The following is a 13,153-nucleotide window of genomic DNA, read 5'->3' as shown; positions in this document are numbered from 1 at the left end:
TCGCTTAATGGGCGATCTCGTCCACGATTTGTTTATAGCCTTCCTCGTTCGGGTGTAATCCGTCTGAGAATAAGGATTCGTTTATCTTGCCGTCTTCCTGAAGCAACTTCGTACCCGGGTTCTTGAACGTGTACCATCCGGTCTCGACCATTTGACGGATGCGGAGATTGAGATTCCTTACCCGTTCTTCTTGGTTGCGGCGGGGCAAGATGCCGATTACCTTGATCTTGGCCTCCGGCTGCCGTTGCTTGATGGCGGAAAGCAAGAAACGAATGCCTTCCACGATCTCGTTGTCATTGTTGATTCCGATGTTATTCGTGCCGATCATCAATACTACTTCCTCAGCCTTGTATCCATCCAATTCACCATGATAGACTCTCCAAAGTACGTTCTCGATACGGTCGAAACCATATCCGAGATTGTGGAATCCAGCCGGACGCATGATTTTCTCCCATGTTTCCATACCTCGCACGGACGGTCCTTTGGGCTCTCCTCCCCAGAAATGCGTGATGGAATTACCTAGGATCACCCGTCGAGGCGGGTTGCTTTGATTCAGCGAGAGAATATCCCGGTGACGTTTTTGCCATTCGTAATTATTGGGTTCCCGGCGCTGGGTGACAGGCTGTGTAGTGGAGAGATTACCTTCGGGGATGCGTAATATTTCCCGTACTTTCCGCTCTACGGCGTTCGCCTGTGTTTCCATGCCCCAGTCGGAAGGATGGACGTAATCTACCCAAGCGTCCGGGTGCGGTCCCAACTCTTCTCGTGTAAGGTAGTAGATATCTTTTATCCCTTGTGCCTGCAATTCCTCGAATGCTTTTTTAGCTCCTTCGTTCATGCGTGTATAATCTTGTAACTTCGTATCGTCAGCGAGTGCGTTGCTATATCCGGCATGCTCCACTAATAAGATCGGAGAGGAGTGGGTGGCACGTATTTGCTTGACTGCGTCCGATACGAGTTGCGTGATCTCATCTTTGCTCTTTGGCGTGAGGTTGGGCAGGCAGTCAAGGATATAAAGGCGTGCGTCTATCTCACAAATAAAATCCAATACCTCTTTCTCTAAACGTCCGTTACCGGAGAAGCCTAGGTTGATAAGCGGATATCCCAGAGAACGCTGCAAGATCGTGCCCCAAGTCATGCCCGGGCGAGAGGCGCATGCGCCTTGGGCGATCGAGGTTCCGTATAAAAGAATCGGTTTCTCGGGCGATACGGGGATAAACGTAAGCTCATCGTTTTCGGGCACGCCGATTTCCAACCACTTTATCGTATTATAAGGAGGCAGGTAGAGGCGGAACTCATAGCCCCTGTCATGATACATATCTTTGCCTATGTTCGTATAATGATATTGAAGCGTATCTCCGGAAGGATAACCGCCGAAATAAAATCTCCATTGGCCATCGCTATCGATACTATATAGATCTACACCGGATACGCCTGTCGTGGGCATATGTGGCATATTCAGCGGTCCACTTACTTGATAGCGTACTTTTAGTTCAGGGGCGTTGCTGAAAAAATGAATCGCCAACCCGGCGGAGTTGCGCGATAAATCCCAGACGGGTTTACGTACCTTGCCTTCGGCTCTTTGGGGAAGCCGAACGTAACGGTCTCCGATCTCTTCGGTCCATCCTTGGTTTTGTATGACAGGGAATCCACATTCGAGCGGGTTGAGCCATTTCCATTGTGCGTGAGCGGAGAGAACCGTGAAACATACGAGCGTTAAGAGGATTTTGTGAAGTCTCATCATTTCGGTATTATTTGTTTTTTGTTATGAATATGACAAAGATAATATATATTTGTATTCATAAACAAACTTAAATCAATAAACCATGAGTAAAAACATTCTATTTGCTTTTCTCTTTTTAATGGGCGCTATCCCGTCGATCGCCCAGAAGAATTACCAAGTCCAGTCTCCGAACCGGGATATAAAGGTGGAGGTTACGGTAGCCGATAAAGTCACTTTCGCTATCGTACAGGATCATTCGGAGGTGATGAATTCTACCGTATCTATGACTTTACAAGGAGGTGAGGTACTTGGTGCTAACCCGAAAGTCTTGAAAGTGACGAAGACCTCGGTAGACAAGGAAATACCCTCTCCGTTCTATAAGAAGGACGTAGTAAAGGATATCTATAATGAGATGCAAATCTCGTTCCGGGGAAACTACGGGCTGGTTTTTAGGGTGTATAACGATGGAGTCGCTTACCGTTTCACGACGAAAAGAAAGGAACCGATCGTTATCGCCGACGAGGAGGCCGTCTATAACTTCCCCTCGGATTATAAGACATTCACCGCTTACGTGAATAGTACGAAGCCGACGTTCGAGGAGCAATTCTTCAACTCCTTCGAGCAGCCCTACGTAAACGAGACGATCTCTAGCCTAAATGATAAACGCCTGAAGATCCTGCCTCTTTTGGTGGATCTGGGAGACGGTCGCAAGGTCTGTATCACGGAAGCCGATCTAGAGGATTTTCCCGGGATGTTCTTGAATAACGAGACGGGAAAAACTTCCTTGAAAGCGGTTCATGCGCCTTATCCGAAAGTGAAGGAGCAAGGCGGCCATAATCAGTTACAGATGTTGGTGAAAGAGCGTGAGAACTATATCGCCAAAACATCCGGAACCCGTTCTTTCCCTTGGCGTGCGTTTATAATCTCCCGGAATGATAAGGAGTTGGCCGATTGCGATATGGTCTACCGCCTGGCTTCTCCCTCCCGGGTAAACGATATCTCTTGGATCAAGCCGGGTAAGGTGGCTTGGGATTGGTGGAACGACTGGAATCTATACGGTGTGGATTTCCGTGCCGGAATCAATAATCCCACCTATAAATATTATATCGACTTCGCCGCCGAGCATGGCATCGAGTACGTAATCTTGGATGAGGGCTGGGCCGTGAACCTGCAAGCGGACATGATGCAAGTAATACCGGAGATCGATCTTCAAGAATTGGTGGATTACGGTAAGTTCAAGAATGTCGGAATTATCCTTTGGGCGGGTTATTGGGCTTTCGCCCGTGATATGGAGAATGTCGTGAAGCATTATTCGGATATGGGCGTGAAAGGCTTCAAGGTGGATTTCTTGGATCGTGACGATCAGGAAATGGTGAACTTTGTTTATGAGGCCTCCGAGGTATGCGCGAAATATAAGATGCTTGTGGATTTCCATGGTGTATTCAAGCCGACAGGTCTTCAACGGACCTATCCGAACGTATTGAACTATGAGGGTGTGAATGGCTTAGAGCAACTGAAATGGTCTCCCGAGTCTTACGATATGGTGACGTACGATGTCACGATCCCATTCATCCGTATGATCGCCGGCCCGATGGATTATACGCAAGGCGCTATGCGTAACGCCGTTAAAGGTAATTATCGCCCGGTAAACTCGGAGCCGATGAGCCAAGGAACCCGTTGCCGCCAGTTGGCTACTTACGTGATCTTCGAGTCTCCTTTCAATATGCTGTGCGATGCTCCGTCTAATTACAGGAGGGAAAAGGAATGTACGGAGTTTATCTCTAACATTCCCACTATCTGGGATGAGACGGTCTCATTGGATGGAAAGGTCTCCGAGTATGTAGCGATCGCCCGCCGTCATGGTAATGATTGGTATATCGGGGCGTTGACCAACTGGACGCCGAGGGAGCTGGATTTAGACTTGTCTTTCTTGGGCGAAGGTGATTATACTTTGGAATTATTCAAGGATGGCATAAATGCCGATCGTGCTGCCCGTGATTATAAGAAAGAGGTAATCCCAGTCCCGACAGATCGCAAATTAAAGATCCATATGGCTCCCGGTGGAGGCTATGCGGCTCGTATCCAGAAACGATAATTCTTTTTTCGTCTAAAGCGACCCTGCCACTCGTCGAATAAACGCTTGCGTTCATAGGCGCAGGCGTTAGATTCGCTTACTTTTATAAAAAACGTATTATGAAACTCACGAGGCAAGATTATATATTGGCGGGAGGACAGGCTTTATTGTGGATCACCTTATGGCTGATTCCTCCTGCGATCGATTTTTTCATACGCTTTAATCCGAGTTCGGCTTTCGAGGTGTGGAAGATTAATACGGGGTTCATTACTCCGTTGGCTATTGTTTTCACCGCTAATTTCTATGTATTGGTTCCCTATTTGCTTTATCGGGATCGGAAGATGCTCTTTGGGTTGATGAATTTGCTATTGATCACGGGGGCTAACCTATGGATATTTTCTCCTAAGGCGGATTTCCCGGACGAATGGCGTTCGGGAATGTATATGGTCGCTTTCGGAGCGTTCTTCTTACATTTGCTAGTGGTTGGATGTGCCGTGGGATTCCGTTATATCGTACGCTGGGGCGATATGCAGATGCGTTTGAAAGAGGAACGGCAGAAAAACGCCGAGGCGGAACTGGCTTGGCTGAAGAACCAGTTGAATCCGCATTTTCTCTTTAATACCTTGAATAATATTTCCAGCTTGGTCCAGATAGACCAAGATACGGCGCAAGAAAGTATCGGGCAATTGAGCGATTTGCTGCGGTATACGCTCTATGAGTCGAACCATGAGCTGGTACCGGTGGAAGGCGAGATCGAGTTCATGAATAATTACATCGAGCTGATGAGATTACGCTGCAATGAGTTGGCTACCGTGGAAGTAGATTTGCAGATTCCGATTAAACCGATGAGGATCGTTCCGCTCTTGTTTATTTCTTTGATAGAGAACGCATTCAAGCATGGCGTGAATAGCCGTAAGTCGTCGTTCGTACGTATTCGTTTCAAGGCGGAAGGAGATGACCTTGTTTTTACCTGCGAGAATAGCGACCATCCGAAACCGGATGTGAACCGTAGCGGATCGGGGATCGGGTTGGAAAACCTGAGGCGTAGGCTGGATCTGGCTTATCCCGGTCGTTACCGATATGATCAAGCGCTCCGGGAAAATAGTTACTTTGTTCAAATAACACTTCGAGACTGCTTATGAAAACACTGACTTGCATGATCGTAGACGATGAGCCCTTGGCGGTGAAGATGCTGGAGGACTTCGTAAGCCGTACGCCTTATCTGAGGCTGGCGGCTTCCTTCAATGATCCGGTGCTGGCACTCTCCACGTTGCGTGAGTCTTCGGTGGACGTGCTTTTCTTGGATATTCAGATGCCGGATCTGGACGGGCTGAACCTCTCCCGCATGGTGCCCCCCGGTACGAGGGTGATCTTCACGACCGCCTTTAAGGAGTATGCCTTTGATAGCTATGAGGTGAATGCCCTCGATTTCCTGCTGAAGCCCATCCGATACCATAAGTTTCTCGGAGCTGCGGAGAAGGCCCGCCAATGGTTTGAGATGAGTAGCGTGAAGGAGGAGAGAGGCAGCCTTTTCGTGCGGGTGGATAGCCAGTTGCGGCAGGTGGAAATCTCCCGGATATTATACGTGACGGGCTTGAAGGATTACGTGATGATCTATCTGGAAGGGGAGGCCCGTCCGCTTATCACCCACGTGACGATGAAGGCCATGGAAGAGATGCTGTCTACCGGTCGCTTTATGCGGGTACATCGTTCTTATATCGTGGCGTTGGATAAGATCCGCTCCGTCGACCGGAATAATTGCGTTTATATCGGGAAGGAGATCATCCACGTGACGGATGCCTACAAAGAGGCGTTCAACGCTTATCTGAAAGCTGCTCAACCTTCTTGAACTTGGATGCCCATTCAAAGCTCCTTACGATGGGCATTCTAACGACCTTACAATGCCCATTGTAGGAACCTTATAATGGGCATTCTAAACTTTATGTGTATATTCGTGCCTTAATTAAGAGAAAACGATATGAAGAATAGCATTCCTTTAGGGTTTATCCGGATCTTTATCCTGCTTATATGTCTGACCTCGTGCGGTAGCAAAAAACAACAAAAAGTAGCTTTGCCCGCCGATTTCAAGGGACCGAAGGAGTTGGCTCGCTTATATGGGGTACGTATCACTCCGGAAGATAATATATTCTTGTACAACGAGGGGGCCCGTTGGTTGGGTGTACGTCATAAATTGGGAGGGAGCACGAAACGGGGCGTGGATTGCTCCGGTTTCGTATCGATCGTTTATCGGGAGGTATACGGAAAGCAGCTGGCTCGTTCCTCGGCGGATATGCTGAAGTATAATTGCAAGAAAGTGAGTCGTGCCAAATTGCAGGAAGGAGATCTGGTATTTTTCAAGACGGGTCGTGGCGGGAAACGTGGCGTTCCGAATCACGTGGGGATTTACTTGAAAAATGGGCGCTTCATCCATACCAGTACTTCTAGCGGCGTGATGGTAAGTAACCTTAGCGAACCTTATTATACAAGAACTTGGTTAACGGGTGGTCGGGTAAAATAAAATTACTAAATTCGCGTCTTAGAAAAACTATTAAACATAAATAGAATATGTTGACAATCAAATTAATCACTGAAAACACGGATGCCGTAATCCGTGGACTGGAAAAGAAACATTTTAAGGGTGCGAAAGAAAGCATCGATAAAGTGTTGGAATTGAATGATAAAAGACGTATCGCACAAAATCAATTAGATAAGAACCTAGCGGAGGTAAACGCAACCTCTAAGTCGATCGGACAATTAATGAAAGAGGGCAAGAAGGAAGAGGCGGAGGCCGCTAAGAAACATGTTTCCGAGATCAAGGAGGTGAGCAAGGCTTTGCAGGTTGAGATGGATCAGGCTGCCGAGGAGCTGCAGAACTTACTTTATACGATCCCGAACGTACCTTACGATGAGGTGCCCGAGGGTACCTCCGCCGAGGACAATGTGGTAGAGAAAATGGGAGGTATGGAAACGGAACTTCCGAAGAACGCTCTTCCGCACTGGGAATTGGCGAAGAAATATGATTTGATTGATTTCGATCTGGGTGTTAAGATCACGGGAGCTGGTTTCCCGGTCTATAAAGGACAGGGCGCTCGTTTGCAACGTGCGTTGATCAACTTCTTCTTGGATGAGGCCCGTGACGCCGGTTACTTGGAGATCATGCCGCCTACGGTGGTGAACTCGGCTTCCGGTTATGGTACGGGACAGCTTCCGGATAAGGAGGGACAGATGTATCATTGCGAGGTAGACGACCTATATTTGATCCCGACGGCGGAGGTGCCCGTGACAAATATTTACCGGGATGTCATTCTGGATGAGAAGCAGTTACCGATCAAGAATTGCGCTTATACACAATGCTTCCGTCGTGAGGCCGGATCTTATGGCAAGGATGTACGCGGTTTGAATCGTTTGCACGAATTTTCTAAGGTGGAGTTGGTTCGGATCGATAAACCGGAGCACTCTAAGCAATCTCACCAAGAGATGTTGAATCATGTGGAGGGATTACTTCAGAAGTTGGAGTTGCCGTATCGCATCCTTCGTCTTTGTGGGGGTGATATGAGTTTCACGGCTGCCCTTTGCTTTGACTTCGAGGTGTATTCCGAGGCACAACAACGCTGGTTGGAAGTTAGCTCCGTGTCCAACTTCGATACGTATCAAGCCAACCGCTTGAAATGCCGCTATCGTGACGAGAATAAGAAAACGCAACTTTGCCATACCTTGAATGGTAGTGCCTTGGCTTTACCTCGCATCGTAGCCGCCTTATTGGAAAACAACCAAACCCCCGAAGGTATCCGCATCCCGAAAGCGTTGATCCCTTACACTGGGTTTGATATGATTAAATAAGCATCAGATCATTTATATAAAATATCCCAGCATTGTCCTTATTGTGGGTATGCTGGGATATTTTTTTTGAATGAATTAGATGAATAAGTTTACGTTCGCATCTTCCGCACGTTCCAGATAGGTGGCTACGCCTCCTAGGACAACGTTATCCATCAGTTCTTCTTTTTTGACACCCATTACGTCCATGCTCATCGTGCAGGCGATCATCTCGATACCATTCTCTACGGCTTGTGCCATAAGGCTTTCCAAGCTGTCGATCCGTTTCTTCCTCATGATAAGGCGCATCATCCAACTGCCGGCTCCACCCATATTCATTTTAGATAGTTTCAGCTTTTTGCTATTTGCCGGAAGCATCCAGCCAAACATCTTGCCGAAGATATCTTTTGATACGGCAGGTTTTTCCCGTTTCTTAATCACGTTAAGTCCCCAGAAAGTAAAGAACATAGTCACCTTCTTTCCGGTGGAGGCAGCCCCGTTCGCTATGACGAATGAGGCCAACGCCTTATCGAGGTCATCGCTGAAAACGATCAATGTCTTGTTGTCGGCACTATTACCACCTGTCGCTATTTTGCATTCAGCTTTTTTTTTTCGTACCGTGGCGGCGATCGTGCCTCCCTTATTTTCCAGAGAGACTAACTCTGCCCCGGTTATCTTGCACCATGAAGAGACATCTTTTCCGAAAGCCTGATCTGTTGCGGTGATTTCCAATGACTCATCTTCCCGCAAGTTCTCATAGTTCTTTTTCAACTGCATGATCGGTCCCGGACACATTAATCCGCAAGCGTCTACCTTAATCGTCGTAGCTGCCGTAGCCGATTTGCAAGAGCTACTTTTACCAGATGCCTTATCAGAAACAGCTTCGGACGAACAAGGTGCGCAGGCCGGCTCATTCTTGATCTTTGCTGTCGCTACACTCCAAGTCTTGTAACCACCGGATAGGTTCCGGACATTCGTGAAGCCATTTTGAGTCAGGATGCGATAAGCCAAATAGCCCCTTAATCCAACGGCGCAAGTTACTACGATCGGTGTATCCTTGGGCAGTTCCGCCAAATGTTCTCTTAACTCATCAACCGGGATATTGATGAAGCCGGGGATTGTCCCTAAGCTGTACTCGTCACGGGTACGGACATCGATACGTACGGTATCTGGCGATAAGTTCTGGATCTCTCTCCACTGAATCGCTTTCGCTTTTCCCGTAAGTAGGTTCTCCGCTACGAATCCGGCCATATTTACGGGATCTTTAGCGGCTGAATAAGGAGGAGCGTACGCATGTTCTAACTCTGCCAGGTCGTAGACCGTACCTTTCCGCTGGATCACTTGCGCTAACATCTCAATCCGTTTGTCTACGCCTCCGAAACCTACGACTTGCGCCCCTAACAGTCGTCCGTCTTCCGGTGCGAACAATATCTTGATCGATAAAGGCACGGCTCCCGGGTAATATCCCGCATGCGAGGCTCCATGCGTATAGGAGGATTGATAAGCGATTCCTTCCCGTTTCAACAGCTTAGCGTTAGCTCCCGCCGTGGCGACCGTCAAGTCGAATACCTTGGCGATAGAGGTTCCCATCGTCCCGTCATAAGTTTCCTTATTGCCGGATACGATATTATCGGCTACGATACGTCCTTGCTTATTCGCTGGACCCGCCAATGGGATCAAGGCTGGTTTGCCTGTCACGAGGTGGCGTACTTCCACGGCATCTCCCAACGCATAAATATCCGGGTTCGAGGTCTGCATATATTCATTGACAGCGATACCGCCGAGTGCTCCGATCGTAAGTCCCGCTTCCTTGGCCAATCGGGTTTCCGGACGGACACCGATACTCAATAAAACCATATCCGCCGGGATCTGCTTCCCTCTTTTCAAATGAACGGTCACGCCTCTGGAAGTCTCCTCGAAACGAGATACGCCATCTTCCAGCATCAAGCCTACCTGCTTGCCGATCAATTGCTGATGTACGATAGCGGCCATGGAATAGTCGAGGGGTGCCATCACTTGGTTAGCCATTTCCACGACGGTGACATGGATACCCAGCTCATGCAAATTCTCCGCCATCTCCAAGCCGATGAAACCACCCCCTACAACAACGGCGGTACGGGGCTTTTCCGTGTTCACGTAATTCTTGATCGTGTCCGTATCCGGCACGTTACGTAACGTGAATATCTTTTTACTCTCGATTCCTTCGATGCGTGGACGCAAAGGCTCCGCACCGGGAGAGAGCACTAGTTTATCGTAAGTCTCCGTGTAGGTTTCTCCTGTGCCGAGTTTCTTTACCTCCACTTGCTTGGATTCGGGAAGGATTCGGGTTGCTTCCTGCTCCGTACGGATATCGATGCGGAATCGATCCGTGAAGCCTTTCACGGTTTGTACGAATAATTTATTCCGGTCGTTGATCGTGTCTCCTATATAATAAGGTAATCCACAGTTTGCGTAAGAAACATATTTTCCACGTTCGAAAAGGATGATTTCCGCTTTCTCGTCCATCCTACGCAGCCGGGCTGCTACGGTAGCTCCACCGGCTACACCTCCAATAATCAAGTACTTCATATCCGTTTATATTTAATTTATATTATACATATTTGTTAGTAGACAATAATTAGTTAAAAAAAGGGATTCATCCCTTTTGTATGTATTCCTTGAGTTGATTGAACAGGCTGTCCATGTTTAGCTCGGCCTGCATCATCTGTTGTATTTTCTCTTTCCCTTTTGGGGTGAGCGAGAAAAACATTTGCCGCTTATCCTCTTTATTGATGTTCCTGCGGATAAACCCCTTGTTCTCGACAGAGGTGATCACCTTTGAGACCCGGGAGTTTGAAAGACCGATATAATCGCAAATCATTCCTGCCGACTTTGCCTCATTATCCTTTAAGCAACAAAGCAACATGGCCTCGTTGATGGTGATAGCATGTACTTCCGAGAAATTTTTCTCGAACTGGTACAGTATCTTATAGATATCCTTTATGGCGCAAATTGGTTCCATATTTCTTTATAACTTGTTTGATGATGCAAAGATATAACTATTTTCTAATAAAAATACTTTCTAGTGGAAAATAATTAAGACTATTGTATATTACCCTATAGTAGAGACAGGGCGTGCCCCGTCTCATCACCGTCTGAATAGTATCTTTAAGTTACCATTTAGCTGGGATGAGACGGGGCACGCCCCGTCTCTACTACTAGGTATTTCTTTTAATCTCTGTTGGAGAAATATTTCATGAATTGTGAACGCTCATACATCGCCGGGTTCGGGATATTGGCGTAATTCAATTTGCCTTGGAATTGGGAAAGGGATTGGTAATGTGCCTGATGCATCCACTCTTCCACGCAAGTCAATACTTGGGAGATGATTTCCGCTCCATGTGTATAGACAGCGCTACACATCTGTACGGCGGAAGCGCCGGCCAATAGACATTTAACGACATCTTCCCAATCATGCACACCGGTAGAGGAAGCGATACTGATTCCCGGGATCTTTCCGGATACGATAGCCGTCCAGCGAATCGTGTCACTCAAATCGGAATGATTGCTAAATACATTACCTGAAACGATCTGCATATTATTGATGTCGATATCCGGCTGGTAGAAACGATTGAATAGCACGACACCATCAGCACCGTTTACTTTCAACAAATTAACCAGTGAAGGAATATTGCTGTAATTCTTTCCGATCTTCATGATAACCGGAATCGATACGGTCTCTTTTACCTTGCGGATGATACTGACATACGTATCCCGGATACTCTCGAAATCTTCGGTCAGTTCGGTTTCCATGAAGAACACGTTCAATTCCAAAGCGTCCGCTCCCGCTAACTCAATTTGGCGGGCAAAGTCGATCCAAGCGTCCGCCTTATAGCAATTGATGCTGGCGATAATGGGGATCGTACATAATTCCTTGCTCTTCTTGATCAGTTCCAGATAATCATTTACTTGATTCGCTTTTACATAACCACGGATATAATCCGCCGCTTCGGGGTAATCGGAGTCTTGCATCAAAGCCTCGCTCTGCATCTCGATCTGCTCTTCGAAAAGAGATTTCAATACGATAGCTCCAGCACCTGCTTTCTCAAAATCCCTGTTACGTTCCGCCTTATTGGTGAGTCCGGAGCTCCCTACGATAATCGGATTGCGAAGTGTTAACCCCGCGTATTGGGTTTTAATGTCAATCATGTTGCCTATATTTAGATTTAATAATTACTTTAATATTCCCGTTCGCCAAAGATACTGGTACCCACCCGTATCAAGGTGCTTCCTTCTTGGATAGCGATCGGGTAATCGTGGCTCATCCCCATGGATATCTCCTTGAAATCGACATTATCTTTACAGAGCGTCTCTTTCAGTTCGATAAATAAATCATGGATCTTGCGGAATTCTTCCCGTATCAACCCCGTATCATCGGTATTGGTAGCCATGCCCATCAATCCGCAAATACGAATATGCTGGAATTCGGCCAAGGACTCGTCACGCAACAACTCCTTGCATTCCTCAGGACTGAGTCCGTGCTTGGATTCCTCTTGCGCCACATGGATCTCCAATAATACCCGGATCGTGCGGTCGTGTTTTTTCGCTTGTTTATTCACCTCAGCCAAAAGCTTCAAGGAGTCTATGCTATGGATCAAATGAATAAAAGGAGCGATATCTTTTACCTTATTGCTTTGTAACGGGCCGATAAAATGCCATTCGATATCCTCAGGTAGTACTTTTTGCTTGGCGCTCAGTTCCTGTGCCCTGCTTTCGCCAAACACCCGCTGTCCGGCGTTGTAAGCCTCCCATAGAGCCTCCACCGGGTGAAACTTAGAGACGGCAACCAACGTCACCCCTTGCGGGAGCGACGTTTTCAGTTGTACTATGTTTTGAGCGATACTCATGTTTTTATCCTCTTTGTTCAGCTTGTTGTTTTTGCTCCGCTATCAGTTCCTCGCCACTTTTCTTCTCGCCGGGAATACTGTTCGCATCGAATGGGAATACATCCATCAACTGGGTTTCCGTTACCGAGGCGATGGTATAATCCGCCAATGTACCCTTCATTCCATCTTCCAATACGGCGATGGCCTCTTTCAGCGTAGTGGCTTGGGCAAGCATTTGTGCGGCGGTTTTCTTTTCCGCTCCGCTCTTCTCGTCCAACGTGATAAAATAAACCTTGATCTTATAGAACCGATCACCATTCTCGTTGAAGAATAATTCGGATAAACGAGCTCGTTTGATGTCTGTTACCGTGAATTCACCCGTGATGAAGGGGCGGATCTCCTCGATGATGCGAGCTTCCGCTTCCGTAAAAGACAGGGCGTCTACCAAGTAAGGCTCGGTTACTTTTTTCTGCATGCCATTTTCCAGCATTTTCTCGTAAGAGACCTTACATTCAAACCAATTGTGCATATGCTTTACTTTTTAATTTAGTCTGTACTCTGTTTAAAACAACGTACAAATATAGTGGCTATTCGTCAATAAAACAACTTGCCGCAAAAGATATAATTTGTCAGGATGTCTAATTTCGCGTGTTTGTTTTCAGTTGGAATTTAAAA

Annotated in this window: 11 protein-coding genes; 5 read left to right on the top strand and 6 right to left on the bottom strand. The window is 47.2% G+C overall.

The features are described 5' to 3' along the window. Nucleotides 1-4: 4 nt before the first annotated feature. Nucleotides 5-1,744 (bottom strand): SGNH/GDSL hydrolase family protein, encoded by a 1,740-nt coding sequence (locus DWX84_RS17845; protein ID WP_121961306.1) that lies wholly within the window; start codon nt 1,742-1,744, stop codon nt 5-7. An 82-nt stretch (nt 1,745-1,826) separates the two neighbouring features. Here DWX84_RS17845 and DWX84_RS17840 point away from each other — a divergent pair, with 82 nt between their 5' ends. From DWX84_RS17840 to serS, 5 genes are all read left to right on the top strand, one after another. After that, complete coding sequence (locus DWX84_RS17840) at nt 1,827-3,818, top strand: glycoside hydrolase family 97 protein (protein WP_121961305.1); 1,992 nt, start codon at nt 1,827-1,829, stop codon at nt 3,816-3,818. Nucleotides 3,819-3,916: 98 nt separating this feature from the next. Then, nucleotides 3,917-4,939, top strand: coding sequence for a sensor histidine kinase (locus DWX84_RS17835; RefSeq protein ID WP_048928397.1), 1,023 nt, complete (start codon nt 3,917-3,919; stop codon nt 4,937-4,939). Further along, complete coding sequence (locus DWX84_RS17830; protein ID WP_011966047.1) at nt 4,936-5,646, top strand: LytTR family DNA-binding domain-containing protein; 711 nt, start codon at nt 4,936-4,938, stop codon at nt 5,644-5,646. The genes DWX84_RS17835 and DWX84_RS17830 overlap by 4 nt, the downstream gene beginning before the upstream one ends. A gap of 129 nt (nt 5,647-5,775) precedes the next feature. Beyond that, nucleotides 5,776-6,315 (top strand): NlpC/P60 family protein, encoded by a 540-nt coding sequence (locus DWX84_RS17825; protein WP_121956657.1) that lies wholly within the window; start codon nt 5,776-5,778, stop codon nt 6,313-6,315. Between the two features lie 47 nt (nt 6,316-6,362). Then, nucleotides 6,363-7,637 (top strand): serine--tRNA ligase, encoded by a 1,275-nt coding sequence (gene serS / locus DWX84_RS17820; RefSeq protein WP_009276314.1) that lies wholly within the window; start codon nt 6,363-6,365, stop codon nt 7,635-7,637. 75 nt (nt 7,638-7,712) lie between these two features. Here the strand turns inward: serS and DWX84_RS17815 are convergent, their stop codons facing one another. From DWX84_RS17815 to DWX84_RS17795, 5 genes are all read right to left on the bottom strand, one after another. After that, on the bottom strand, nt 7,713-10,181 hold the full coding sequence (locus DWX84_RS17815) for an FAD-dependent oxidoreductase (protein ID WP_121961304.1): 2,469 nt from the start codon (nt 10,179-10,181) through the stop codon (nt 7,713-7,715). A gap of 67 nt (nt 10,182-10,248) precedes the next feature. After that, nucleotides 10,249-10,614: a MarR family winged helix-turn-helix transcriptional regulator gene (locus DWX84_RS17810; RefSeq protein ID WP_005855716.1), complete on the bottom strand. Its 366-nt coding sequence runs from the start codon at nt 10,612-10,614 to the stop codon at nt 10,249-10,251. 209 nt (nt 10,615-10,823) lie between these two features. Further along, a complete protein-coding gene (locus DWX84_RS17805) occupies nt 10,824-11,801 on the bottom strand; it encodes a dihydroorotate dehydrogenase-like protein (RefSeq protein ID WP_005855718.1) in 978 nt (325 codons plus the stop codon). Between the two features lie 29 nt (nt 11,802-11,830). Continuing rightward, nucleotides 11,831-12,499, bottom strand: coding sequence for a YggS family pyridoxal phosphate-dependent enzyme (locus DWX84_RS17800; protein WP_022193158.1), 669 nt, complete (start codon nt 12,497-12,499; stop codon nt 11,831-11,833). Nucleotides 12,500-12,503: 4 nt separating this feature from the next. Continuing rightward, nucleotides 12,504-13,007, bottom strand: a complete 504-nt coding sequence (locus tag DWX84_RS17795) for a DUF4494 domain-containing protein (protein WP_005855722.1) — start codon at nt 13,005-13,007, stop codon at nt 12,504-12,506. Nucleotides 13,008-13,153 lie beyond the last annotated feature (146 nt).

This window comes from Parabacteroides sp. AF21-43, from assembly GCF_003635435.1.
In the GTDB taxonomy this organism is placed as follows: domain Bacteria; phylum Bacteroidota; class Bacteroidia; order Bacteroidales; family Tannerellaceae; genus Parabacteroides; species Parabacteroides distasonis.
Note: the sequence above shows the minus strand (reverse complement) of the source record. Positions and strands in the feature narration are given on the sequence as shown.